Source organism: Gelatiniphilus marinus (genome assembly GCF_042684345.1).
Taxonomy (GTDB): domain Bacteria; phylum Bacteroidota; class Bacteroidia; order Flavobacteriales; family Flavobacteriaceae; genus Gelatiniphilus; species Gelatiniphilus marinus.
Genome location: NZ_JBHULK010000003.1, coordinates 244,363 through 269,054 on the forward strand (window position 1 = coordinate 244,363; position 24,692 = coordinate 269,054).

A 24,692-nucleotide genomic window follows, 5' to 3' on the forward strand; every position below is an offset into this window, starting at 1 on the left:
TCTGTCCTTATCTTTTTACTTTTAGTTTATAATGTCTAGAAAGAAGAAGCACCATTATATCCCAAGATTTTACTTAAAAAGGTTTTCCATTGGCGAAACAGGTAAAAACATAAGCTTATACAATCATAAGAATAAAATTTTCATCAATGCAGCACCAATAAAACACCAAGGTTGTGAAAACTATCTATATGGAGAAGATGAGGTAATCGAAAATGCTTTGGCCAAAATGGAAAGTGAGGTTGCTAAAATGTTTTATTATTGGACTGAAGAAAAGTTATTATATCCGCCACCAAAAGGTACAAATGGCTATATACTACTAAAAAGGTTTATAATTTATCAAGCCAATAGAACGCCTAGTTCTGGAAGACAAATAGAAGATAGTGTCAATGAAAGTATGAAAACAATGCTAAAAGCATACCAACCAAACTTGTGGCAAAAACTAAAAGATAATACTATTGGTTTTAATAATCCGGTTCTGAAGGCATTAATAGGTGCAATCGAAAATGAAAAACTATTAGATTTTCTCGATTTTGGTTTTGTTGTAAATCTTTCTCTTTTACCATTTGTTACGTCAGATTCGCCAGTTGTTTTATATAACCAGTTAATGGAAAAAGCTGGTAATTATATTGGTGCAACTGGATTGGTTGCAAAAGGGTTGCAAGTGTTTTATCCAATTCACCCTAGATTAATGATATGTTTGTACGATTCCAATGTATATGAGTTTAATAATGGGGAAAATGATTGCGGTTCAACAGAATCTATCGACGAAGTTCATCAGTTAAATTCTTTACAAATAATCAATAGTGATACTCAAATTTTCTTTAATGATTTTGTCAATAAAGAATATGCTGAATTACTTTTTGAAGGAAATGAAAGCTACAGAAATGATTTTAAGAATATTAATACGGCTTTTACAAGAGAAGGGAGAAATTTTTTCTTTATGAGTTCAAAAGACCCACATATAAATTTAAGTTTAGATTTTTTCAAATTGAAAGTAAACCCAAAGGATTTTAATGGAGAAATAGCACCATTGAGACACCCATCATTAGATACGAGAAGTGATTAACTTATAGTTTATTAATTCCCCACAAACCAAAACCCAGTTTGTTGCAAAAGCAAAAACCCTCTGTCTTTTGGTTTGTTCCGCTCGCCAACGCTATTGTAGTTTTTGGCTGCCAACACGCACACAGCACATTGCTTATTTTGCTTATAGGAATTATTTTCAAAATTGGTACAGCAAAAAAGCAAAGAGCTGTTTCCAACCCTCTCACCAAAAACTACCCAAAGCTATGTTTACATAACGGGTAGTTATAGTAGCATTCATTTAGTTTCTGTACTATAACGCCATTATGTAAAATAGCCCCTTATCCACAGCTCAAATACGTTCTCAAATTAAAATGAGGGTTATTCACGAGCACCATAAAAAACAATAGAAATGAAGCGAGTAAATATCCGACATTCCCCACGCTCAATTCAGAACTGACATTGAAATTTAGAACACACAATTTTTCCATCTTTTCCCCACCACCCATTTCAACGGTGTAGGTTACAGCAATTATTAATGTTTTGCCTTGTGTCTGCGGTAGGATGCATTACATTCGCTCAATCCCTTATCAGGGTATCGCTCTTTTCATTTACCCACCTCAACACCGCGCATAAAAAAAGAGCATTTTTTAGAAAATGCCCTTTATTTATCTTTCCAACCGCCTAACATCAATAATCACTTCCACCTACGACACTTTGCCCCAGTTTCCCGATATTATTTTTTTATATCGCTTGTGATATAAAATTAAACTTATATATTTGTATCGCGAACGATATTATCTAACAAGATTAATTAAATTATTATGACGAAAACAATTTATCAAACATCATCAACTGCAGTTGGTGGACGTGATGGTCATGTTAAAAGTGACGATGGAATTCTAGATTTAGAAGTTAAACTTCCAAAAGAACTTGGAGGCGAAGGAGGAAAATATACAAACCCTGAACAACTTTTTTCAGCAGGTTATGCGGCTTGCTTTGACAATGCCATTATTCATATTGCTAAAGCAATGAAACAAGAAGTTTCTTCGCAAACTACCGTAACGGTAAGCGTAGTGAAAGCAGCCAAAGGCATTAACTTTGCAGTTAAAATTGAAGCAAAGATTGATGGTGTTGAAAGCGAAATGGCACAAACCATTATCAATAAAGCCCACGAGATTTGTCCGTATTCACAAGCTACTAAAGGTAATATTCAACAAGAAATCTGTTTGGTCTAATTATTTACTCATTTTTTAAAACTTATAACTCAATGACCTGTGATTATTTAAAACTGGAAAATCAGCTTTGCTTTCCTGTTTATGCAGCATCTCGATTGATAACAAGGGAATACCAACCCTTTCTTAAAGAATTGGGCATTACCTATCCTCAATATTTAGTGTTGCTGGTATTGTGGGAGGAGGATGGTATGTTGGTTAATACCATTGCTCAGAAACTTATCTTAAATACGAACACCATTACACCATTGCTTAAACGATTGGAGCAACAGGGTTTTGTAAAAAGGGAAAGGTCTATGACAGACGAAAGGAAGGTCATCGTAAACCTAACTACTAACGGCAAGCAGTTAAAAGAAAAGGCTCATGTCATTCCAGAGGGTATTGCTGAACGCATTCTTGGAACGGGCATAGGGCTTGAACGATTAATGATTCTGAAAGATAATTTGCATTCGATTATTTCTCATTTGTCAAAATAAAAATTCTATGGCTACTACATTAATAAACGATAAAAGCATTAAAATTTTACAAGACATAGTTTCTGGTCTAATCTGTAGTTCCAAACAGCATTTCTTACACTCTATTATCAATAGAAAAAAGGGATTTGTCAAACTTGCTGACAGAATGTTAGAAGAGTATAACGAGGAAACTACTACAATAGCAAAATTTACTGCCAGACTATTGGAACTTGGCAATGTGCCAAAAGTGGAATCTCTCAATATAGAAGTGCTTTATGAAGTGCAAGAACAATTTAAAATGGAATTGGAAGAACAAATAAAAGGAATGGATTGGCTAAATAAAGTTCTTCCACAAATTAAAGGTGATAAGGTTACTGAACAGCTTTTGACAAGTTATTTGCAAGATGAAAACAAGCATCTATCATGGCTTAAACAGCAGGTTTCCTTAATCGAAACAATTGGGCTTCAAAATTATTTGAGCCACCAACTCTAAGTAAATATTAAACAATGAAAAGCATGTACTCACCAACAACAAAAGTTCAAGACATTTTTAGAATTATTCTTGGAGCAGCTATGGTCTTCGCCGCAATAGGACATTTTACCTTTTTGCGAGTGGAGTGGCAAGCCCAAGTTCCCAATTGGGTACCTATGGACAAGAATTTAGTTGTGATTCTATCAGGCATTGTTGAACTCACCTTGGGGCTATCTATGATTTTTTTAACAAAATATAAAGTTCATGTTGGTTGGGCTTTGGCAATTTTTTATGTTTTGATATTTCCAGGAAACATTGCTCAATATGTAAATAAAACAGACTTTATCATCACTTCAGATACCGCAAGATTTGTCCGCCTTTTATTCCAACCCGTCTTAGTTGTTTGGGCGTTGTGGAGTACAGGTGCTTGGAAGAATAGAAAAACAATTGGATTGAGGAATACTAACCTCTATAAAAAATAATTAGTTAAAACAACAGTATATATTTGAGAGCAACACAGCCGCTAACAACGTGTAAGCGCAATAACGGCTGAATTTCCTCATCGGTAATTCACTCGTTTTGCTATCTTTAGTGCGTCAGCGGAATCCCGAGGTTTAGGGACGCGCATTTTCCCGTTACTGACGCTTACACAAAACCGCTCAATTCCGTACTTGCATTGAAATTTAGAGCATACAATTTTTTCCATCTTTTCCCCACCACCCATTTCAACGGTGTAGGTTACAGCAATTATTAATGTTTCCCTTGTGTCTGCGGTAGGGGGCATTACATTCGCTCAATCCCTTATCAGGGTATCACTCTTTTCATTTACCCACCTCAACACCGCGCATAAAAAAAGAGCATTTTTTAGAAAATGCCCTTTATTTATCTTTCCAACCGCTCAACATCAATAATCACTTCCACCTACAACACTTTGCCCCAAAAGAATTAGTTTTGTCTAATGGATGATTATTTAGCTAAATACAGATATGTTAGTCAAGTACTCTCAAAATATGGGTGGTTTATCAATGGTGAAATAATCGGCGGAGATTTCGAAAGGATAAAATTACTTTGTGAAGAAATAGAGTCTAAAAATTATGATAAAGATAATTGTAATGAAAAAATCAATTATTTATTAAGTCCTATAATATTTAATCCTTATTCAAGAGCATTTGTTAATTATAGGTTTCTAATTTTACCTCATTTGAATAAGTTTTCTCATTTGGTCGATAAAGCAACTTTTCATTATTTTAAAAAGGATTTACTGTCTTCAATTAATTGCTTAACACCCGTAATTGAGGGCGTATTGTTATCATACTACAATTGGTCAATAGATGAAGGCAAAAGAAAACCTTCATTAAAGGAATTAGTTGAAAATATATGCGCAAAAGAAGGCGAATTTAGACCTCATTTGAGAAAACTTTATAACGATTCTTTAAAAAACTGCCTTCATAATTGGTTTTATGCAAATACAAATAGTTTTGATTTTGAATCTTCAAATTTAAATAGACACTATATCAGCCATAGTCTAGGCAATGATAATTATTATTCCATTTCCGAATGTAACAGAATGTTTTCAATCATAAATATTCTTTGTGAAATTATAGCAATTGAAAGTAGGTATTTCCCTGCTTTTATTCCAGAGAATATTCCTGAAATTGATGACAGGGTTAATTTGTATTATGAACTAATGTGGAAAAGAATATCATTAAAAAAAGCGCTAATCGAAGAAGAAAGATTATTGAATCAGAATAAGTATTATGTTAGTCAAGAATCATTATTGAATTTTAGGGAAATTGTTGAAGCTGAAAATAAGAAGCATAATGATTTTTCAAATTCATTTAACAAAGAAAAAAAGGAAAAAGCATCTAAAATCAATAGACCTTTTTCCTTTATCGTTCAATTAAAAAATTTAAGATTTAGGTTTTTTAGTCAAAAACCGAAGCAATAATGACACTATAAAACTCACAGTAGCACCCACAACAGCCAAAATAATGGTAGTAATCAAATCCTCAACACCAATATTAACGATTGATGAAAAGAAAGTACCGCCGATAATGGCAGATTTGGTGTTATAATCCATCGTCATTCTCATCAATTTCAGTGTTTTCATCATTAGTAACAACTGCTTGACTTACTGTGGTTGCCACAGTTCCAGCAACGGTCATATAAGTAGCAATAGTTACCACAATGGCAGGCATCGAAATTGGTGCAGCTATGATGGCACCACCTGCAGTAGCCAATGCAATACCAATATTGCGTAAAGTCTTGAAAAATTTGGGGGTTGGTTTTTTATAACGTTCTAAGATGTTCATGATTTTGTGATTTAATAGTTAATAAGATTTGTTCTTTTCTGTCTTTAGCTTGATATACCAAAGACAACAGTTTTTGCATAGCATTTTTAGAGTAAATCCCTTTTCCAACACCACTCAAATAAGTTACTGGAGCAATACAACCTTGAAGCTCTTTTAAGGCATCATTCGCAGGATGAAAGAGAATAAAACTTCTACCTTTTACAGCCTTCAAAATCAAATGATGCTTAAACCGTTTTGAAAAACGTGGTTCAACTTCATAAGTACCTTCAGGAATGCAGGAAATGTTTCGCTTGTTATTGTTCCAGGGCAGTTCAATGGTATGACAAAGAAACTTGCCAGAATTAAAGAGAGCACCATTGGTGCCCTCTTTAAAATAGGCTCTATGCAGCACTAATTCCATACTTACGGCGTATCTACAATAACAACTGCCAAAGCGTTGTAAGCACCATTCTTAAGCTCGTACATCTGTCCGTTTACCTCTTGGTAAAACTCAATTCCCAACACCTGAACAACAGGTAAAGTTGAGTTAGCGGTCAAAGAAGCTGTTAAGGCAATAACAGCAGTATCATCAGCTGTATATGGAAGAATGGCAGTCTCATCATTTTCAAAAGTTGAGGTTTCATTCTCAAAATCCAATTCAGAAGCACCCATTACCACCTTAAAATGGGTTGTTCCAGTTGGAGCTGCAATTCTTACCGTTGGAGAAAACGCATCAAGGTTCACAATTGCATCCCCAGAAACACGGTCAAAAGCATTCGTAAACGGGGTGAAAAGTGTTGTGCCTAACTTTCCATTCAGATTAAATTCAAAGTTTTCTAACAAGCTTAAATTCCCATCTTGAAGTGTTCTAGATCCTCTCTCATTAGTGGTGTCAGTTTTGGTAATCGCTACAAGTGTTTTAGTTAAACGTGAAACCACACGTTTGTCCTTTGCATTTTGTAAAAGAATACGAATAGCATTTCGTAATACTTTACCACCCTTACCGGCACGGCCAAATTCAGACCCATTTTCACGTGTTCTCTGAAACGCAGGATCGTTAGCAATACGATTGGCATCCACACCGCCTTTTTCACGTGCTAGATGTCCGTCAGTCGTTTTGTAAAAGGAAATACCACCGATAGTTCCTTTCAGTTTAATAATACCAGTTTGTTTTGCCATAATAATTCGTTTTTTGATTAATGAAACCAAATCACGTAATTTTATAGCACGTTGTTAAAAATCAAATGCCGTTTTCGGTCATCCATTCCGATACAACCAAAAACGTCATTAAAATATTGAAAACCCTATCGGGATTTCCAACATTTTAACAACGCATCATCATCACCATAATCATAAAATAATGAAGTATGGATGGTGTAAGGATAAAGCATAGATAAAGTATTATGACCCCAAAAAGAGCTTGCATATACCCAAAGGATATTCAGCGTATCACAGGACGAAGTGAACGCTATGGGCGTAAGCTTTTAAATGATATTAGAAACTACTTTGGAAAAGAATCCTACCAATTCGTCACAATAAAAGAGTTTGTTGAATACAGCGGAATAGAAGAGGAAATTGTCAACAAATATTTAATAGATTAATCATAATATTTGATACAAATTGACTGGTTTTAATGGAGTTAAAATTGTAAATTTGTAGTAAGACGTTCAGATAAATAATACTATTTCAAACTAACAGATAGGTCTACAATTCGGTTAACACTGTTTTAGTCTGCTTCTGGAAGTATTAATTTTACTACATAGTGGCAGTTTAGTTATCATCCTGCCACCCCGACAACGAGTATTTTGTACTTGGTTAAATATAAGAAGCCGTCTCATTTAGATAAATAAGACGGCTTTTTTGGTTTATTTTATAGACTATTATTAAGTCAATTGAATTTTAAATTTATTTTTTAATAACCCTATAAGTCGTTGTTGATTGATCTGTATTTACTTTAATTAAGTACAAAGCCGATTGCAAATTGGATAAGTCAATCTCTCTGAAATTATCTTTAATCTGCAAAACTTTTTGGCCAAATGTAGAATACACATCTATAGATCTTATTTTAAAAATGTTGCCTTTAATATAAAGCAGGCCATTTGTTGGATTTGGGTAGATAGAATTGGTTTTTTCAATTAACGCTTCATTGTCGCTTAGGGTTGAATCGAAACTTTTAAAATTAGATTTTATAAGATTATTAGTAATGAAAGATTTTGACCTCTTATTAGATATTGTGAAATCGCAGGGGTTACTTAAATTAATGCCAATAAAATAAGTGTATGATATAGTATTCGAGTTAGCGTCTTTATCATTATAGGCTAAATTATTTGATGAAAGGGATGTTATTAATTCAAACTCGTTGTTGTTTTCTTTTCTATAAATATTATATGTGCTATAGGTTAATCCAGCATATTCACTCCAGTTTAAATTAATACTGCCATCAGCTGCTCTATTGGCTTGCAATAATATGGTTTGATGTAATGGACTTGATTCTGATAAATTACCACATTTATCCTTAAACCTAACTTTATAGTTATAACTAACTGTTCTGTTGTCTGAAGTAGTGTCAAGGTATGATTCTTCATCGGGATTAATTTCTCCAATGATTTCATATTCGTTACTTACACTGCCTTCTCTTAGTATCTGGACTTTATCAATATTATAGGCATCTTTGTTGTTTATAAATATTCTGTTATAATCAGAATCAACATTGTCGCTCGTTACATAACAAATATTTAAATTGTTATAAATAGGCCTTGTCTCAATTTCAAAATCTTTTGCCAAAACCATACCTGCTCCATCTGTAACAGTTAAAGTGTAAATACCACTTGTTTTATTTGTAATATTCTGGGTTGTTTCACCTGAAGACCAGCTAAAGGATAATGGTGGCACATATTGCTCGATGGATGTTTGTATAGATCCTATTTCATCGTTTCCGCAATAAGTATAAGATGCATCTCCAGTAATAACAATATCATTTAAATTAATTACAGATACTATTAGCGCTTTCTCAATAAATAAACCTTCGGCATCTTCGGCCTTTACTCTAATAAAGTATTCTTTTTTTGCTTCATAATCAAAAACCACATTTTTTGAAAGTGTATTTCCAGAAATACTAAAAAAACTATTATCATCACTTCCATTACCATCTACTAATGTAATGGTATGAGATGCATCATCAATATCAGTTACGGTTATTGTAGATATTTCGTTTATTATATTATTTTCTTCAAAAGACATGGGGTTTAAAGTAATATCTGTAGGCGCATCATTAATATGCTTTATAGTGAATATCAATTGCTGTTCTGTTAATTCATCGGCTTGTTCTACAGATTCAACATCAATAATTACGGTTTTGTCAGAATCCATTTCATCTTCATTTGCGGTAATGGTAACAGATGCAGTAAGTTGACCTGAAGGTATTATTATTGTATTTGAACTTAAAGTATAGTTTGTAATAGCTGCAGTTCCTGATACTGTAAGGTTTATTGTAACATCTTCGGTTGGATTGAATTCGTTAAGGGTTGCTGTTATTGTAGCTTGTTCGCCATTTTCTAATAGTGTCGTTTTATCTACTGAAAGTGCTATGTCGTAATCGCAGGACTCCGTTCTATATGTGGCAATGTTATCTTTACGCCATTCTGTGTAGGGTGCTTGCCCTGCATTAGCCGCTATGGCATTATCTACATAAATACAGGTTAATAAAGGGCTATTAACTACATCTAGTCTAGTTAATAGGTTGTTATTGCCATTTCTTAAATCTACATACGTAAGCTCACTATTGTTTATGCTGCTAAAAAACAATAAATTAGGGTTTTGGCTAATATCTATTGAGTTTATTGGAGAATTCATAATATCTATTAATTCCAGATCTATATTTTGGCTAAGATCTATACTCGTTAATGGGTTATTGTATAGCAATAATTGTTTTAACTTGGTATTAGTACTAATATTTAAATTTGAAAGATTTGAGTTCCGTATTGTTAAAAAAACTAAGGGGTTATTATCAATATTTAAAGAAACAAGGTTCGGCATGTCTAACTCCAAACGATCAAAGTTGTTATTGCTTAAATCTAAATATGTTAGATTCTCAAAACTACCTAGTCCTGATAAATCGCTTATATTTTTGTTAGACACATCTAAGCTACTAACAGAATATGCATCATAATACAGAATTTTTCCATTTAAAGTTTCATCAGAATCTATACCTAAATCAATAAGAGCCTGTTCAAAATTAGGGTCGGGTATGTTTACTACAGTTTGTGCTGTTATACTGTTAAAATAAAATAAAAATAAAAAAACGAGGGAAATGTAATTTTTTGACATGGATTAAGTTTTAGTTAAAAAAAAATAAATTGATATAAAAATATTCCTTCGTATTGAATTGCAATATGATAAATATCAGTTAAAACAATTTAAGCGATTTATATAGTCTTGTAGATTTGTAAGCGAGTACTAGGGGTTGCCTTATTTTGAAAATAAAATTGATTTTTAATAATAATTGTGTATTTTGTTTGAGTGACAAATTACTAAATAAGCGAGCGTAATTACGTACACGGCTTTGTTAAAATAGACCAAAAAAACTACACCCGGTTATGTTTTCAAGTTAGTTTTAGGCGGTTGCTTGGAGTTGAATTTCTGCTACTAGTAAAGACAAGGTTTTACAGAGAACCGGAGTTTTTTTATTGTTGCATGATAATGGGTTCAGAATAAAAAGGATTTGAGTAAATCATCAATCTTTCCAAATAGTTTTTATATTTTAAATTAGGCTCTGTTTTTTAATTTTAAAAAGCAGATGCGATAAATTACTAATAATAGCAGCCTAACTAAATAATTTAGCCTTAATTCTTTTGGCATTCATTTCGGCAATATTTAAAATTGATATATTTTCAGGGCATTCTATTTCGCAGGCTCCTGTAAACGTGCAGCTACCAAAACCCTCAAGTTCCATTTGTTGGGTCATTTCCATAACTCGTGTTGTACCTTCCGGTTGGCCTTGGGGCAAACTGTTAAGGTGGTTTATTTTTGCAGAGGTAAAAAGGGCGGCTGAAGCATTTTTGCAGGTGGCAACACAAGCACCACAGCCAATACAGGCAGCGGCATCCATAGCCTTGTCAGAGATATCTTTACCAATAAGAATAGCATTGGCCTCTGCGGCTGTACCTGTTTTTGCACTTATATAGCCCCCATGCTCTATAATTCTATCTAGTGCAGATCGGTCCACTACAAGGTCTTTAATTACAGGAAAAGCTGCGGCTCTCCAAGGTTCAACAATAATGGTTTCGCCGTCTTTAAAACTACGCATGTGCAATTGGCAGGTAGTTATGTTGTTGTGTGGGCCATGGGCTCTGCCGTTTATAAAAACACCACATTGGCCGCAGATGCCTTCTCTACAATCGTATTCGAAAGCAATTACCTTTTCTTTTTTTGTTACCAACTGTTCGTTAAGATGATCTAGAGCTTCTAAAAAAGACATGTCTTCGGTTAGTTGATCGATTTCGTATGTTTTAAAGCTGCCTTTTGCATTAGCATGGTCTTGCCTCCATATTTTGAATGTTACTCGCATTGGTCTTTTAAATTTAGCTGTTATTGCAATTATTTGTAGCTTCTTACAGAAGGTTTTATATGTTCAAATTCTAACTCTTCTTTATAAAGTTTAAAATCACCGTTGTTATAAGCCCATGCCGATACATATGAAAACGTATCGTCTAATCTCATGGCTTCTCCATCTTTGGTTTGGTATTCTTCTCTAAAGTGTGCGCCACAAGATTCTTCGCGTTGCAGGGCATCAGTACACATAAGTATGCCCAACTCTATAAAATCTGCCAGACGTAGTGCCTTTTCCAGTTCGGTATTCATTTCCTTGTGGCCTCCGGTAACACAGACTTCTTTCCAAAAGGCTTTTCGTATGTCTTTAATTTTAGAAATGGCGTTTTTCAAGCCCTCCTTATTTCTGCTCATGGCACATTCTTGCCACATAACCTTGCCTAATTCTCGATGAAAATGATCTACGGTTTTAGTGCCTTTTATGGTGAGTAGTTTTTCAATTTGCTTTTCAATTTCTTTTTCAACCTTATCAAATTCAGGATGCGCCACAGAGGGCTGCTCTTCTTTTAAGGCACTTGCAAGATAGTTGTTAATGGTGTTTGGCAGCACAAAATAGCCGTCTATACTTGCTTGCAATAAAGAATTGGCGCCCAAGCGGTTGGCGCCGTGGTCTGAGAAGTTACATTCGCCAATGGCATATAGCCCTGGTATGGTGGTCATTAATTCGTAATCTACCCAGAGTCCTCCCATAGAAAAGTGAGCGGCAGGCGATATTTGCATTGGTTCTTGGTAGGCATCTACGCCAGTAATTTTTTTATACATTTTAAAAAGATTGCCATATCTGTCTTTTATGGTTTGTAAGCCAAGGCGTTTTATGGCGTGTTTAAAATCAAGGTAAACGGCATTTTTAAGTCGCCCTGTGCCATAACCTGCGTCTATTCGTTCTTTGGCTGCTCTAGAAGCAATATCTCGTGGTGCTAAGTTTCCAAAACTTGGGTAACGGCGCTCTAGGTAATAATCTCTTTCGTTTTCTGGTATGTTGTTGGCGCTTCGGTTGTCGTCTTTGTTTTTGGGCACCCAAATCCGCCCATCGTTTCTTAACGACTCAGACATTAACGTTAATTTTGACTGTGCTTCGCTGGTTTGGGGTAGTGCCGTAGGGTGTATTTGGGTAAAGCTTGGTGCTGCAAAATACGCACCACGTTTATGGGCTTTCCAAATAGCGCTACCGTTGCAACCTATAGCCAACGTTGAGAGCCGAAACACCCTCGAGTAGCCTCCTGTTGCTAAAACTACGGCATCTGCTGCAAATCGTTTTAATTCTCCAGAAACCAAATCTCTGGCAATTATGCCTTTGGCTTTTCCTTTTATAACGACCAGATCTAGCATTTCATGTCGCGCGAACATTTGTACTTTTTTAGCCCGTTTCATTTTGTATAATTGTGAGTAGGCTGCCAGTAAAAGTTGCTGTCCCGTTTGTCCGCGTGCGTAAAACGTGCGTTGTACTTGTACGCCTCCAAAGCTTCTGTTTACCAGTACACCGCCATATTCGCGAGCAAAGGGCACGCCTTGTTGTACGTAGTGATCTATTAGTGGTGCCGATAATTCTGCTAACCTATATGTATTGGCTTCGCGCGATCTAAAATCACCTCCTTTTAAGGTGTCATAAAACATGCGCCACACACTATCTCCGTCGTGCTGATAGTTTTTTGCAGCATTAATACCGCCTTGGGCAGCCACGGAATGTGCTCTTCGCGCAGAGTCTTGGTAACAAAAGCATTTTACATCGTAGCCCAATTCTGCTAATGTCGCGGCAGCTCCGGCACCAGCTAAACCAGAGCCAACTACAATAACGTTTAGTTTTTTCTTGTTGGCAGGATTAATCAGTTGAGATTTTATCTGATAATTACGCCACTTCTTTTCTAATGGGCCGTCTGGAATTTTAGGATTTAGCATGTTGCGTCTATTTTAAAAATACAATAAATGGGATACTGCCAAAGGCTACAGCCATAATTGCGGCATAAATCAATGATATTTTGGATAATAGCCGTAATTTTTTTTTATGATAGAACCCTAAGGTTTTAAAAGCGCTTTTTAAACCATGGTTAAGGTGGAGCCCAAGAGGAATCATTAAAACGGTGTAAAATATCACATAATAAGGGTTCTGAAAAAGATTGTATGTAACTTCATAAACATCCTTGTTGCCATGGGTGTCTAAAGGAACGGTTTCTCCCATGCCTAGTTTTATACGAGCCCAGAAATTAGCTAAATGTACGACTATAAATAAAAGAATCATAACCCCAATAAGGCCCATGTTTTGAGAGGTCCAACTGCTGTTTTCCTTAAATCGATTTACCAAATACCGTTGCGATTTTGCTTTTCGGTTTTTTAAAGTAATTATTAGGGCGTAAACCGCATGTAAGATAATAGATAGGTAAAGCGCATAGGCTATAATATTTATTGCAAAACTTTCTCTTAAGCTAGTAGAATAGGCATTGTAAAGAGTTCTGGCAGTATCTTTTGGTAATACCAAAATACAGTTTGCAGAAAGATGCACGATTAAAAAAATACATAGAAATAAGCCAGTAAGTGCGATAATAGATTTTTTAAAATACATACTTATTGTTTTTAAATGGCATTAATATTCGTTACAGTTAACTATTGGTTTTATTTTAAGCTTTGCAATTGGCTGTACTGTAAAAAGGGCTAGGGCAAAAAATCCGCAATAAATTTTTTATTTTTAGATGTTTTAATATGTGTCTCTCTTTTTTCTTTAAAAACTTAAAAAAACCATTGCTAAAAGTTTAAATTTAAAAGCAATTAATTGACTATTTTTTTTGCATTTGCTAGTGTTTTATATAACAGGAAAAACTTAATCTGTCTTTTAAAACCGCCAATTGGTTAAAGACTTAAATATAGGCCAACATATTGTATCTTACAAATAATAAAACTTAAAAACATACCCGTTTTATCTATTTTTAACGGGACTAATTTAATAGTGTGTTTTAAGTCGTAAATCTTGTCTTTTTTTTATGTTTTCTAATAGATTTATCTTAAATTTGAATAAACGAAAAACGCCTATTTTGTTAAAAAAATCTTACTTAACGACTGTAAGGCGCTTGGTTTTAATTAGCTAAATAAAGTAAATTGTAACAGCTTATGAAAATATTAGAAAAGGTATTGTTTGCTCAAGATTTCAATTCTTCAAAAAACCTAGAATCCGCGGCTATTGATATAGCCAAAACTTTCAACTCTAAATTAATCCCTATTCATGTCTTGCCAGACGATTTGCTAGACTCTAAGGTCAAGGACAAGGTGGGCGAGTCTGCCTTGGCCCACTTGCAGAAAACAAGCGATGGGTTAAAAAAACATGGCGTAGAGGTAGATGCGCCTTTAATCAGGTACGGTTCGCCACACGAAGCTATTGTTAAAGCTGCGGTAGCGGTTAACGCAAACTTAATTTTGGCGGGCTCTGGCGCGCACCCCGAAGATGGTAAATTCCTTTTGGGCACAACAACGCAGCGCATTATTCAAAACAGTGACAAGCCAGTATTGGTTATTAAAGAAAATACAAACCTTAATATTAAAACTATTTTGTGCCCTGTAGATTTTTCTGACTCATCTGAACGTGCGCTAAACAATGCCATTGTTATGGCCAGACGTTACAATGCAGAGCTTGTTGTTTTAAGTGTTTGCGAAAAGCAGACCTCGTCATGGTTTGGTTCGCAAGAATATCTGGATAAAGAAAATAAAGTACGTTTTGAAAAGCATGCCACAGACTACGAAACGTTCTTGAAAAAGTTCAATCTTGTCGATGTTAATTTTACCAAGGAAAGTAAAATGGGAAATCCAGCACAAGAAATATTAAAAACCGTAGCTTCAAAAAAGATAGACTTAATGGTTATGGGTACCCATGGGCGCACTGGGCTTAACCGTATGATTATGGGAAGCGTTACCGAAAAAGTAATTCGCGAAGTGCCCTGTTCGTTCGTTACCTTAAAATCAGAAGATGTCATCAACCTTCAATTGCAATCCGATATAAAAGACTTTGAAAAGCTATTTGAAGAAGGCATTCAACTTGCTAAAGATGGATTTTATGAAGAAGCCATTGAGCAATTCAAGGCATCTTTAAACATTAATAACATGCACGTTCCCGCCTATGAGGCAATCGCCAAGGTTTTTGAAAAAATGGAAGCCCCAAAAAAAGCAGCAATGTACAGAAAGAGCGCAAAGGAAATAAAAAACAGGATGTGGTACTCTAAAATAGAAGAAGAAGTACGTAAATTAAGAAGCAGTTAACCCTATAGAATTACATATCGTTTGGAAAAATCAAAAGGAAAAGTCGTAAGTGTTAATGAGTCTCTGGTTGGTGTAAAAACCATTAGTGGTGCCGTAATAAATGGCGAAGTGGCCTACATTACCATAGAAAACGCTAAGCGTTTAAAGGCCGAGGTAATTGATGTAAAATCCGGCAATTTAACCTATTTGCAGGTTTTTGAAGACACCTCATGGATGCGGGTTGGAGACGATGTAGAGTTTACCGGTTTGCCGCTATCGGTAAAGTTGGGACCGGGCATTTTGGGTTCGGTTACAGATGGTCTTCAAAACCCATTGTACGAATTGGCTAAAGAAGAATGGTTCTTAGAGCGGGGAATGGTGGTAGAGCCTCTTGATACAGATACCAAATGGACCTTTACGCCAAAGGTTAAAATAGGCCATGTGGTAAGTGCCGGATCTACTTTAGGCAGCGTACCAGAAAAACTGTTTGAGCATAAAATATTCGTGCCTTTTTCGCTTGGCGAAAATTATACCATTACGCATATTGTTGAAAAAGGCGACTATACGATAACCGATACCATTGCCAAAGCAACAAGCACATCTGGCGAGACTTTAAATTTTAAAATGGCATTCGATTGGCCTGTGAAGCAACCCATGCCTTTTAACGAGCGTTCAGTGCCTACAGAAACACTTCCAACAGGAATGCGTATTTTAGATGCCTTGTTTCCTATTGCTTATGGCGGAACCGCATGTAGCCCAGGGCCGTTTGGTGCCGGAAAAACAGTGCTGCAGCACAGTATTGCAAAACATTCCAGAGCAGACATAGTAATAATGGCCGCCTGTGGTGAGCGCGCCGGAGAAGCCGTAGAGGTTTTCAAAGATTTTCCAAAACTTATAGACCCAAGAACGGGCAAGTCTTTAATGGACAGAACTTATATTGTGGGCAACACCTCGTCTATGCCAGTAGCTGCACGTGAAGCCTCGGTATATATGGCAACCGCTGTTGGCGAGTATTACCGCAAACAAGGTTTAAATGTGCTAATTCTTGCCGATTCTACCTCGCGTTGGGCACAAGCACTTCGGGAAACTTCAGGAAGAAAAGAAGAAATACCCGGGCCCGAGGCCTTTCCAATGTATATATCCACTTTAATTTCAGCGTTTTATGATAGAGCGGGAGTTGAAATACTGCCCGACGGAACAAAAAGCTCCTTAAGCATTTTAGGAACCGTATCGCCCGCAGGCGGAAACTTTGATGAACCCGTAACTCAAGCCACCTTGCTAAGTACAGGTGCATTTTTAGGGTTGTCAAGAGAATTATCAGATGCCAGAAAATATCCAGCCATAGACCGTATTGAAAGTAGCTCGAAATACCCGTCACTTATTACAGATGATGAGGTGTTGTTTTTAAAAGAATTACTTCGCGAAGGAAAAACCATAGCATCTAATTTATTGCTTATGGGCGAACGCGGTATTACCAATGAAGCTTACATAACCTATCAAAAAGCCGAATTATTGGATGCCGTATTTTTACAGCAAAATAGTTTTCATGATGTCGATGGTGTTACAAACCCTGAGCGATTGAGAATAATGTTCGATATGCTTAGGCATATTATTGAAACACCCGTAAATATTGAAATTAAAGACGATATTAGGTCGCACTTTAATTTTGTTCGTCAAGCTTTTATTGATTGGAATTACCTGAAACTAAACGACCCGCAATTCGATAAGCAGAAATCTAAAATCTTAAATCTCGTAAAACAAAAAGCAAATGTTAAAGAAAACGTATGAGAATATAGATAGTATTGGTAGAGCAATCATTACCATTGATGCTAAAGATGTGCATAATAAAGAATTGGCAGAAGTTATCTATCCAGATGGTCGCAAGGCATTTGCCCAAGTAATCGCCCTAAACGGTAGCAAAGTAACGCTACAGCTTTTTGGTGGCGGTTTTGGGGTTTCAACCAACTGCAAAGTACGTTTTTTAGGCCACCCTGTACAGGTAGGGTTTTCAAACGAGATGTTGGGTCGTGTCTATTCCGGTAACGGGCAGCCTATTGATGGTGGGCCAGAATTGGTGTCAGATGTAACGCGTGTGGCAGGTCCTTCCATTAATCCTGTAAAACGACTCATTCCAAAAAATATGATTCGTACCGGAGTACCCATGATAGATGTATTTAACACTCTTGTACGCTCACAAAAAATACCCATTTTCGCAAAAGCTGGCGAGCCTTATAACCGGCTACTTGCCAATATTGCAACCCAAACCGATGCCGACGTTATAATTATTGGAGGCGTTGGCCTTAAATACGACGAGTACCATTATTTTAAAGAACGTATCGAGGAAGCGGGAAGCAAGAACAAAACCATTATGTTTGTACATACCCACAGAGATTCTATTGTAGAAGGTTTAATGGTGCCCGATTTGGCACTAGCAGTTGGCGAACGCTTTGCGCTTCAGGGCAAAAACGTATTTGTACTTTTGTCTGATATGACCCAATGGTCCGATTATTTAAGACAAGTGGCCAACGCCCAAGACCAAATTCCTGCCAACCAAGGTTACCCCGGAGATTTGTACTCGCAATTAGCAAGCCGCTACGAAAAGGCAGCAGATATTGATGGCTCTGGTAGCTTAACCATTTTGGGCGTAACCACAATGGACGATGTTACACATCCGGTGCCAGACAACACAGGCTATATTACCGAGGGGCAGTTTTTTATGAAAGATGGGTATCTGGAAATGTTTGGCTCTTTAAGCCGATTAAAACAACAGGTAAATGATAAAACCCGAGACGACCACCGTAGTATTATGAATGCCATGGCGCGTTTGCTTTCAGAAGCCGAAGAACGGGTAAAAGCCCAGAAATTCGGATCGGTAAAAGACGATTATTCCCTAAGATTGCTGGAGTATCGCAAAACATTTCAGCGGGAATTGATGGATCCATTTATATACCTCGAACTAGAAGGTGCGCTCGATTTATGTTGGGATATCTTAGCCAATCATTTTAAGAAAGAAGAAGTTGGCCTTTCATCAGATCTTGTAACGGCTTATTGGCCAGAAAAAGGAGAATTTAAGATTTTAAAAAACACGACCAATGCAAAATAACACCTTAGACGAATTAATTGCCAAGGTAAAATCTGAGGCTATCGATAATGCTGAAAAAGAGTCGCAGCGTATTATAAACGAGGCTAAACAAAAAGCAGCACAATTATTAAACCATGCCCAAACCGAAAAACAGCAGTTGCTTAACGCTGCCAAAAAAGAATCGGAAGCCCTTTTAAACAAAGGGGAAATAGCATTAAAACAGGCTGCTAGAGATGTACACATTACCGTAAAAAACGATTTACTTAAACTTTTTAAATCTGTTTTAGAGGCCGAGGTTAAAGGCACTTTTACCATAGAGCTTTACACCAAAGTAATTTTACAAATAACCAAAAGCATTGGAAATAACCTAGCAATTACACTACCGGCAAGTATAGAAAACCAAATGGTAGAGGCCATCAGGAAAAAAGTAGCCGAATCTAACAATAGCATTAAAATTATTGAAAGCGAGCAGTTGCTTTCGGGTTTGTCTGTTGCTAAAACCAACGAAGGTTGGAGTTACGATATTACGGCAGAAGAAGTTGCGGCACTTCTAAGCCAGCACTTAAGCAAGAAATGGGTAGCAATTTTAAACTCATAACAGATGCTTGCAGGAAACCTTGAATATGTAATGGCTAGTCTCCCGAATTTAACCTTCAGTAATTCGGAAGCCATACAGCACGAGGTAACTTCACTATTCAAAAAATACGCATTACTTACAGATGCGCCAACCCATTTAGTTGATCTGCTACATGAAGAAGCAGAAAAATACCTGTCTGAAAAACAATGTCGCGACTTCAAGCAGATTCAATTAAATGCCATTCATCAAAGCTGTTTTCAGAATCATAAAAACAAGGTGGTTTCAGAATTTTCAATCTTTATTAATCAACTAAAACAAGAACTAAAAACATTTAGAATTGCCAGAAAATCAGATGAAGCCATCGGAAAAAATAGCTATAAATTAATTGGTGATTTACCCAATAATCCTTTAGATGCAGAGTTGCAATTGCTTAAATTACAATGGCAAAAACTAGACATGTTATCTGTTGGTCATTATGCAAATATTTCAGCATTAATCCTATATAAATTAAAACTGCAAGTGCTTTTGCGCTGGTGGAGCTTTAATGAATCGGTTGGATTTGAAGCCTTTCAACAAACCTTAAAAACAGAGGTTTATGGCAGATAAAATTTTAATGAATAAAAACACATTGGCGGCCCTAAAGCATGAGCTTAAGGGTTACAAAACCGCTTTGCCGGTGTTCGAGATGAAAGAGCAGCAGCTTAAAAAAGTGATTCGCTCTATAGAAAATACTGTAACACGATTAAAAAAAGCTATTGAGCAAACCAATAACGAAGTAAAATCTTGGGCAGCCGTAATGGCTGAAGAAACCATTGATTTAACTAGTTTAGTTACTGTATCAGATTTTAAAACCAAAACACGAGAGGTTGCAGGTGTAGTTATAGAGCAGTTTGAAACCATTAGTTTTAAAGAACAAGATATTGATTACCTTTTAACTCCTCTTTGGGTAGATGCTGCCATTCAGGTTATTGAAGACCAAAAGACAAACCAAGAAATGTTGACTTTAGAGTGGAAAAATTTAGAAAGCGTTCGCGAAGAATTAGCCGAGGCACGCCGAATGAAAAACGCACTAAAAGAAGTTTTTATCCCAGAAACCCAAAACAATATCCGTAAAATTGAAATCTACTTGGGCGATGTCGAGCGTCTCGCCATTGGTTGTGCCAAATTGGTAAAAAAGAAAAAACAACTAAAAAACGAAGTGGTATGATTGTAAGGATGAAGGAAATACTGCTATTTACCAGTGCCAAAACCGTCGATTTCACCATAGAAAAGCTTGGTAAGCTTGGTGTTATAGATGTTAAACAGGTAAGCAAACCAACGGGTGCTGTTTTAGAGCGTTGTTTGGCCGATATTGAATATGCTGAAAAAGCCCTTGCCTTACTAAAAAACCATAAACCGCCAAAAACCGAAACCGCAGATAAACCCGCCAACCCAAATTGCAAAGACCCAAAGCGTATTACTGCTAGGGTATTAAAGTCTTTAGAGATTGAACAAAGCCTAAAAAACACACTAGACGACTTATATAAACAACAACAATTTTATACTATTTGGGGCAGAACCCTAAATTTAAAAGACCTCAATTATTTGCAAGATAAAGGTGTTTCCGTAAGCTTGTATCTAATTGAAAAAGCACTGTTAAAGCTTGTGCCTAAAGATAAAACCGTTGTGGTGTTTCCAGAGAAAGAAGGTAAAATCCCTGTAGCCTTGTTTTCGCAAAACCATGCCGATAAATTAGTATTTAAGCAAGAGGTTTTTCCAAGCTTATCTTTACAATTAATAGAAGAAAACATAAAACGAAAAGAACGGCAGTTATCGCAAATAGAAGTGTTTTTAACCGAGCAAAAGCAACATCAAGCAGTTTTAAAATCGTATTTAGAGACCCTAGAAGATCGTTTTAATTCTGAAACCGTATATAAAGGCATGGGCGATATCGAGGGCAAGGTAAAATACCTTAAAGGGTACTTGCCCGTAGAGGCTTTAAATAACTTAGCCTTAGTGGCAAAAAAGCAACATTGGGGCTATTCTGTTACCGAGCCTAAAAATGCAGATGAGGTTCCGGTTTATATAAAAAACCCAAAATGGATTAGTATTATAAATCCTATGATGAAATTTATAGATATTGTACCGGGTTATAAAGAAATAGATGTTTCCATTTACTTTTTAATCGCATTTGCATTGTTTTTTGCCATGTTAGTTGGCGATGCCGGTTACGGACTTATCTTTTTGATTTTTACCTTTGTTTTCAGAAAAAAAATGACAAAGCAGCTCTATGCGCTTATTATAGTGCTTAGTACCTCTACAATAATTTGGGGCGTATTAAGTGGCACCTATTTTGGAGCCAAAGAAATTGCACAACTACCATTTTTAAAAGATTTGGTTATTCCTAATATTGCCAGTTTTGGTGTAGATAATATTAATTTCATGATGCACTTATCCTTTTTAATAGGTGCCATTCATTTAACGGTAGCCCACGGTATTCGTGTAGTTCAATTTATTAATTCAATTAAGGTGCTAAGCGAAATAGGTTGGATACTGTTGGTTTGGGGCTTATTTATTATCACAGAAGAATTGGTTTTGGGCAATCCGGCACCAAGTTGGTACATCTGGCTGTTTGTAGTAGGTGCTACATTGGTTATTTTATTTTCTAAAGAAAGCACAAATTTTTTAAAAAGTATGGGCGCTTCCATTGGCAATTTGCCCTTGAGCTTAATTAGCGGTTTTTCAGATATTGTATCCTATGTTCGCTTATTTGCCGTAGGAATGGCAACCGCAGCCGTAGCTTCTAGTTTTAACAATATGGCATTACCAGACGGCGTTGCAGGATTGGGTATTTTAGATTTGGCAATGGCAGCAATTGCACTGCTTTTAGGGCACACTTTAAACATTGCATTGGCATTAATGGCGGTTTTGGTTCATGGCATACGTTTAAACATGTTGGAGTTTGCAGGCCATTTAGGAGTGGAATTCTCTGGTGAAGCCTACAAACCTTTTAAACTAAAACGTTCTGAAAAATAATTTTAAGCAACATAAAAACAAATATTTAGAAAACACAAAAACGATACATTATGGGAATATTAGCATTTATTGAAACATCAGTACAGGGTTTAGGTGATATGGGGCTGTCTTTAAGTATAGCCGCTGTGGGTTCTGCAATTGGTACCGGTATTGCTGGTATGGCAGCAATTGGCGCTTGGAAAAAAATGATAACCAGTGGCCAAAAAGCAGCCACGGCGCTATTAATATTTGTTGGCGCGCCTTTATCTCAAGTTATCTACGGAATGATACTTAAAAACGCCATAGCAGATGCTAATCTTAGTCCAGAATCATATGTGTGGCAAATTATTATTGGGCTGGCTGCTGGTGCAGCCATGGCTGCATCGGCAGCTTTTCAAGGAAAGACAGGTGCCAGAGCTTGTGATGCCATAGCAGCAGGAGCTAATGATACCGCAAAATATATAATGATTATTGGCGTGGTAGAAACCGTTGCTTTATTTGTAATGATTTTTACAATGACAGGATTGCCAACGGTATAAAAGAAAACTTGTTGGCTTATTGGGTGTACATGGTGTTTTATGTGCCTAAGCCACTGTGATACTGTTTTTTGCTAAGTTTAGTATCTGATTCTCTATGTATCCAACAAAAAATAAAGGTGCTTTTTTAGCCAATTTCCAAGATGCAGCAAACCAATGCGCTACGCCTGCCGCTTTCCGTATTTTGTAGCATATATTCTATACTAAAATAAAAAGCTTAAGGCTCGTTTTAATTGTGTAAACACCGGTTTTAATTTTAATTTCTTTAAGCCTTAAAAAAGCCAAATTTTAATAATAACCGATTTTCCTTGCAAGGGGCGGGTTTTTATAAAAGGATTATGTAAATTGCACGGTTATTTTTACGTAGGGTGATCTTACAAATTTACTTGAATTAGTTTTAACTTTATGAGGCTTGTAAAAAGTGTTTTTCTCAATGATAGATATATATCGTTAACAGTTAAGATAGTCAGTTTATCTATTTTGATTTTTATTGTTATTTTTTTGTTCTACGAGATTTACAAAGAGCAAAATACTTATACCCAGATAATAGACAATAAGTTTAAATCTGAAAAAATTATAAACGAAATCCGGCAAAGTTCAGAAAACCTTACCCGATTGGCTAGGTTGTACACAAACACCAAAGACACTCTTTACAGAAACCAATTTTTTGAAGTTTTAAATATAAATAAGGGGCAGTCTCCGCGCCCTCATTATTTTAACAGGGTTTATTGGAACGTATTAACCACAAAAGACAAACAGCCACCATTTGCAAAATCTATAAAAAAATCAGCTCGTGAGCTAATTAAGGAATCTGATTTCGATCCCAAGGAAGAAGAAGCAATTATGCGGGCGCTTAACAATTCTCTTGCACTAACCCGAATTGAAATTGAAGCTTTTACAACTCTTGATGGGCAACATGGCGATAAAATAATTGATGAACAAGAAAACCAGAAAAAAGCCATAAACATGGTAAATTCTGAGCATTACCATAAGCAGGTTATACTAATCATGGAAGATTTGAACAAAGCCTACGAATGGTTGGAAACAAGAACCAATAAAAACATAAATGCCCTAAACGCCAAAATAAGCGGCAAGATAATTTTGGTATCTATAATATTTTTCTTTTTGCTGATAGGTATTTTGCTTATAATTTACGATACGCTAAATCTAAAAAAAGACACCATTAACCAACTGCAGGATTCCGTAGAAAAGAAAACCAAAGAATTAAGAGATCTAAATACATCTAAAGACCTTTTCTTTTCAATAATAGCGCACGATCTAAAAGGGCCTTTTAACTCGCTTATTGGGTTTAGCAACCTTATGTTCGATGAAGTAAAGGCAAGTAAAAACAAAGAATTGCTGGACACGGTTAACATTATAAAAAAAGCTTCAGAGAACACCTTCGAGTTATTGCAAAACTTATTGGAATGGGCCCAAATGCAAAGCGGCAGGATAAAGTTTAACAGGGAATATGTTAGCCTAAATAAGATTTTAGACCAGGTTTTAAATATATCGACTATTCAATCCAGACAGAAAAACATTGAAATTATAACTGCGGTCTCCCATACATGTTTTATGGTTTTTGTAGATAGGAACATGATTAGAACCGTACTTAGAAACTTAATTTCAAATGCTATAAAATACAGCCATGAAAACGGAACCATTAAAGTTAGTTGCATTATTGAGGATGACACGGTAAAAGTTTCTGTTAGCGATAATGGTGTAGGAATTTCCCAAGAAAACGTTGATAGGTTGTTTAAATTAAAATATTCGCAGAAAACCTTGGGCACTTATGGAGAAAAAGGTACCGGTCTCGGGCTTATACTTGTAAAAGATTTTATAGATAAGCACAATGGCAAAATTTGGGTTGAAAGTGAGTTGGGAAAAGGATCTACCTTTATCTTTACCATACCAATTGCATAATTGTTTAATAGTTTGCCAATAAGTAATTTATGTTTTGTTTTCTATAGCCCTAATTGTTTATTCTCTAGGTTTAAAAAAAAACATGGAGCATTTTGTTTCTTTAAAATCCCTTGGTTTATTGTAAAAGGTTTTTAATGAGTCTTTTGTATGTTTGGTTGGTTTTTAATTCCAACAATACATCTGCACTTTTGCCAATAAACGCATCGTTTATTACTTTGTTTTAAAAGTGTTCTTTTTTTTCCGTTTCTTTGCGCAAAATTAATATCATTTTATAATAGT

The 24,692-nt window shown here is 35.9% G+C and carries 23 protein-coding genes; 16 read left to right on the forward strand and 7 right to left on the reverse strand.

Annotated elements, in window-relative coordinates:
- Window positions 1-31: 31 nt before the first annotated feature.
- From ACFSQS_RS09910 to ACFSQS_RS09935, 6 genes are all read left to right on the forward strand, one after another.
- Window positions 32-1,066, forward strand: a complete 1,035-nt coding sequence (locus tag ACFSQS_RS09910) for a DUF4238 domain-containing protein (RefSeq protein WP_388017851.1) — start codon at window positions 32-34, stop codon at window positions 1,064-1,066.
- A gap of 781 nt (window positions 1,067-1,847) precedes the next feature.
- Window positions 1,848-2,261, forward strand: a complete 414-nt coding sequence (locus ACFSQS_RS09915; RefSeq protein WP_036124004.1) for an organic hydroperoxide resistance protein — start codon at window positions 1,848-1,850, stop codon at window positions 2,259-2,261.
- 32 nt (window positions 2,262-2,293) lie between these two features.
- Window positions 2,294-2,734 (forward strand): MarR family winged helix-turn-helix transcriptional regulator, encoded by a 441-nt coding sequence (locus ACFSQS_RS09920; protein WP_036124002.1) that lies wholly within the window; start codon window positions 2,294-2,296, stop codon window positions 2,732-2,734.
- 7 nt (window positions 2,735-2,741) lie between these two features.
- Window positions 2,742-3,206, forward strand: a complete 465-nt coding sequence (locus ACFSQS_RS09925; protein ID WP_388017855.1) for a ferritin-like domain-containing protein — start codon at window positions 2,742-2,744, stop codon at window positions 3,204-3,206.
- A gap of 23 nt (window positions 3,207-3,229) precedes the next feature.
- Complete coding sequence (locus tag ACFSQS_RS09930) at window positions 3,230-3,667, forward strand: DoxX family protein (protein WP_084176770.1); 438 nt, start codon at window positions 3,230-3,232, stop codon at window positions 3,665-3,667.
- Window positions 3,668-4,143: 476 nt separating this feature from the next.
- Window positions 4,144-5,133, forward strand: coding sequence for a hypothetical protein (locus ACFSQS_RS09935; protein WP_336069713.1), 990 nt, complete (start codon window positions 4,144-4,146; stop codon window positions 5,131-5,133).
- A gap of 121 nt (window positions 5,134-5,254) precedes the next feature.
- Here the strand turns inward: ACFSQS_RS09935 and ACFSQS_RS09940 are convergent, their stop codons facing one another.
- From ACFSQS_RS09940 to ACFSQS_RS09950, 3 genes are read right to left on the reverse strand one after another with little or no spacing between them, the layout of a single operon-like run.
- On the reverse strand, window positions 5,255-5,497 hold the full coding sequence (locus ACFSQS_RS09940) for a hypothetical protein (protein WP_036123994.1): 243 nt from the start codon (window positions 5,495-5,497) through the stop codon (window positions 5,255-5,257).
- Window positions 5,475-5,897: a DUF5675 family protein gene (locus ACFSQS_RS09945; protein WP_036123991.1), complete on the reverse strand. Its 423-nt coding sequence runs from the start codon at window positions 5,895-5,897 to the stop codon at window positions 5,475-5,477. The genes ACFSQS_RS09940 and ACFSQS_RS09945 overlap by 23 nt, the downstream gene beginning before the upstream one ends.
- A gap of 2 nt (window positions 5,898-5,899) precedes the next feature.
- Complete coding sequence (locus tag ACFSQS_RS09950) at window positions 5,900-6,655, reverse strand: hypothetical protein (protein ID WP_388017859.1); 756 nt, start codon at window positions 6,653-6,655, stop codon at window positions 5,900-5,902.
- Window positions 6,656-6,879: 224 nt separating this feature from the next.
- Here ACFSQS_RS09950 and ACFSQS_RS09955 point away from each other — a divergent pair, with 224 nt between their 5' ends.
- Window positions 6,880-7,077, forward strand: coding sequence for a hypothetical protein (locus tag ACFSQS_RS09955; RefSeq protein WP_084176766.1), 198 nt, complete (start codon window positions 6,880-6,882; stop codon window positions 7,075-7,077).
- 304 nt (window positions 7,078-7,381) lie between these two features.
- Here ACFSQS_RS09955 and ACFSQS_RS09960 read toward each other — a convergent pair whose 3' ends face one another.
- The 4 genes from ACFSQS_RS09960 to ACFSQS_RS09975 all read right to left on the reverse strand — a co-directional run bounded on the left by ACFSQS_RS09960 (window position 7,382) and on the right by ACFSQS_RS09975 (window position 13,640).
- The gene (locus tag ACFSQS_RS09960; RefSeq protein ID WP_388017862.1) at window positions 7,382-9,802 is read right to left on the reverse strand and encodes a T9SS type A sorting domain-containing protein; all 2,421 of its coding nucleotides are present in this window, start codon (window positions 9,800-9,802) and stop codon (window positions 7,382-7,384) included.
- Window positions 9,803-10,298: 496 nt separating this feature from the next.
- Window positions 10,299-11,042: a succinate dehydrogenase/fumarate reductase iron-sulfur subunit gene (locus ACFSQS_RS09965; protein ID WP_388017865.1), complete on the reverse strand. Its 744-nt coding sequence runs from the start codon at window positions 11,040-11,042 to the stop codon at window positions 10,299-10,301.
- Between the two features lie 29 nt (window positions 11,043-11,071).
- Window positions 11,072-12,979 (reverse strand): fumarate reductase/succinate dehydrogenase flavoprotein subunit, encoded by a 1,908-nt coding sequence (locus ACFSQS_RS09970; RefSeq protein WP_388017868.1) that lies wholly within the window; start codon window positions 12,977-12,979, stop codon window positions 11,072-11,074.
- 7 nt (window positions 12,980-12,986) lie between these two features.
- Window positions 12,987-13,640, reverse strand: a complete 654-nt coding sequence (locus ACFSQS_RS09975; protein ID WP_388017871.1) for a succinate dehydrogenase cytochrome b subunit — start codon at window positions 13,638-13,640, stop codon at window positions 12,987-12,989.
- Between the two features lie 542 nt (window positions 13,641-14,182).
- Here ACFSQS_RS09975 and ACFSQS_RS09980 point away from each other — a divergent pair.
- The 9 genes from ACFSQS_RS09980 to ACFSQS_RS10020 all read left to right on the forward strand — a co-directional run bounded on the left by ACFSQS_RS09980 (window position 14,183) and on the right by ACFSQS_RS10020 (window position 24,413).
- Window positions 14,183-15,322: a universal stress protein gene (locus tag ACFSQS_RS09980; RefSeq protein ID WP_388017874.1), complete on the forward strand. Its 1,140-nt coding sequence runs from the start codon at window positions 14,183-14,185 to the stop codon at window positions 15,320-15,322.
- Between the two features lie 21 nt (window positions 15,323-15,343).
- Complete coding sequence (locus ACFSQS_RS09985; RefSeq protein WP_388017877.1) at window positions 15,344-17,089, forward strand: V-type ATP synthase subunit A; 1,746 nt, start codon at window positions 15,344-15,346, stop codon at window positions 17,087-17,089.
- Window positions 17,070-18,404 carry a V-type ATP synthase subunit B gene (locus tag ACFSQS_RS09990; protein ID WP_388017880.1) on the forward strand — a complete coding sequence of 445 codons (1,335 nt, stop codon included), beginning with the start codon at window positions 17,070-17,072 and terminating at the stop codon, window positions 18,402-18,404. The genes ACFSQS_RS09985 and ACFSQS_RS09990 overlap by 20 nt, the downstream gene beginning before the upstream one ends.
- Complete coding sequence (locus tag ACFSQS_RS09995) at window positions 18,394-18,981, forward strand: hypothetical protein (protein WP_388017883.1); 588 nt, start codon at window positions 18,394-18,396, stop codon at window positions 18,979-18,981. The genes ACFSQS_RS09990 and ACFSQS_RS09995 overlap by 11 nt, the downstream gene beginning before the upstream one ends.
- A gap of 3 nt (window positions 18,982-18,984) precedes the next feature.
- On the forward strand, window positions 18,985-19,566 hold the full coding sequence (locus tag ACFSQS_RS10000; RefSeq protein WP_388017886.1) for a hypothetical protein: 582 nt from the start codon (window positions 18,985-18,987) through the stop codon (window positions 19,564-19,566).
- Complete coding sequence (locus ACFSQS_RS10005; RefSeq protein ID WP_388017889.1) at window positions 19,556-20,167, forward strand: V-type ATP synthase subunit D; 612 nt, start codon at window positions 19,556-19,558, stop codon at window positions 20,165-20,167. The genes ACFSQS_RS10000 and ACFSQS_RS10005 overlap by 11 nt, the downstream gene beginning before the upstream one ends.
- Entirely contained in the window at window positions 20,164-21,975 is a 1,812-nt protein-coding gene (locus ACFSQS_RS10010; protein ID WP_388017892.1) for a V-type ATP synthase subunit I, read from the forward strand. The genes ACFSQS_RS10005 and ACFSQS_RS10010 overlap by 4 nt, the downstream gene beginning before the upstream one ends.
- Before the next feature lie 50 nt (window positions 21,976-22,025).
- On the forward strand, window positions 22,026-22,493 hold the full coding sequence (locus tag ACFSQS_RS10015; protein WP_388017895.1) for a hypothetical protein: 468 nt from the start codon (window positions 22,026-22,028) through the stop codon (window positions 22,491-22,493).
- A gap of 498 nt (window positions 22,494-22,991) precedes the next feature.
- Window positions 22,992-24,413: a sensor histidine kinase gene (locus ACFSQS_RS10020; RefSeq protein ID WP_388017898.1), complete on the forward strand. Its 1,422-nt coding sequence runs from the start codon at window positions 22,992-22,994 to the stop codon at window positions 24,411-24,413.
- Window positions 24,414-24,692 lie beyond the last annotated feature (279 nt).

What these genes read in the sequence shown, in the direction of transcription:
- ACFSQS_RS09910 (WP_388017851.1), top strand. Translation starts at nt 32, where the DNA reads ATGTCTAGAAAGAAGAAGCACCATTATATCCCAAGATTTTACTTAAAA.
- ACFSQS_RS09915 (WP_036124004.1), top strand. Translation starts at nt 1,848, where the DNA reads ATGACGAAAACAATTTATCAAACATCATCAACTGCAGTTGGTGGACGT.
- ACFSQS_RS09920 (WP_036124002.1), top strand. Translation starts at nt 2,294, where the DNA reads ATGACCTGTGATTATTTAAAACTGGAAAATCAGCTTTGCTTTCCTGTT.
- ACFSQS_RS09925 (WP_388017855.1), top strand. Translation starts at nt 2,742, where the DNA reads ATGGCTACTACATTAATAAACGATAAAAGCATTAAAATTTTACAAGAC.
- ACFSQS_RS09930 (WP_084176770.1), top strand. Translation starts at nt 3,230, where the DNA reads ATGTACTCACCAACAACAAAAGTTCAAGACATTTTTAGAATTATTCTT.
- ACFSQS_RS09935 (WP_336069713.1), top strand. Translation starts at nt 4,144, where the DNA reads ATGGATGATTATTTAGCTAAATACAGATATGTTAGTCAAGTACTCTCA.
- ACFSQS_RS09940 (WP_036123994.1), bottom strand. Translation starts at nt 5,497, where the DNA reads ATGAACATCTTAGAACGTTATAAAAAACCAACCCCCAAATTTTTCAAG.
- ACFSQS_RS09945 (WP_036123991.1), bottom strand. Translation starts at nt 5,897, where the DNA reads ATGGAATTAGTGCTGCATAGAGCCTATTTTAAAGAGGGCACCAATGGT.
- ACFSQS_RS09950 (WP_388017859.1), bottom strand. Translation starts at nt 6,655, where the DNA reads ATGGCAAAACAAACTGGTATTATTAAACTGAAAGGAACTATCGGTGGT.
- ACFSQS_RS09955 (WP_084176766.1), top strand. Translation starts at nt 6,880, where the DNA reads ATGACCCCAAAAAGAGCTTGCATATACCCAAAGGATATTCAGCGTATC.
- ACFSQS_RS09960 (WP_388017862.1), bottom strand. Translation starts at nt 9,802, where the DNA reads ATGTCAAAAAATTACATTTCCCTCGTTTTTTTATTTTTATTTTATTTT.
- ACFSQS_RS09965 (WP_388017865.1), bottom strand. Translation starts at nt 11,042, where the DNA reads ATGCGAGTAACATTCAAAATATGGAGGCAAGACCATGCTAATGCAAAA.
- ACFSQS_RS09970 (WP_388017868.1), bottom strand. Translation starts at nt 12,979, where the DNA reads ATGCTAAATCCTAAAATTCCAGACGGCCCATTAGAAAAGAAGTGGCGT.
- ACFSQS_RS09975 (WP_388017871.1), bottom strand. Translation starts at nt 13,640, where the DNA reads ATGTATTTTAAAAAATCTATTATCGCACTTACTGGCTTATTTCTATGT.
- ACFSQS_RS09980 (WP_388017874.1), top strand. Translation starts at nt 14,183, where the DNA reads ATGAAAATATTAGAAAAGGTATTGTTTGCTCAAGATTTCAATTCTTCA.
- ACFSQS_RS09990 (WP_388017880.1), top strand. Translation starts at nt 17,070, where the DNA reads ATGTTAAAGAAAACGTATGAGAATATAGATAGTATTGGTAGAGCAATC.
- ACFSQS_RS09995 (WP_388017883.1), top strand. Translation starts at nt 18,394, where the DNA reads ATGCAAAATAACACCTTAGACGAATTAATTGCCAAGGTAAAATCTGAG.
- ACFSQS_RS10000 (WP_388017886.1), top strand. Translation starts at nt 18,985, where the DNA reads ATGCTTGCAGGAAACCTTGAATATGTAATGGCTAGTCTCCCGAATTTA.
- ACFSQS_RS10005 (WP_388017889.1), top strand. Translation starts at nt 19,556, where the DNA reads ATGGCAGATAAAATTTTAATGAATAAAAACACATTGGCGGCCCTAAAG.
- ACFSQS_RS10010 (WP_388017892.1), top strand. Translation starts at nt 20,164, where the DNA reads ATGATTGTAAGGATGAAGGAAATACTGCTATTTACCAGTGCCAAAACC.
- ACFSQS_RS10015 (WP_388017895.1), top strand. Translation starts at nt 22,026, where the DNA reads ATGGGAATATTAGCATTTATTGAAACATCAGTACAGGGTTTAGGTGAT.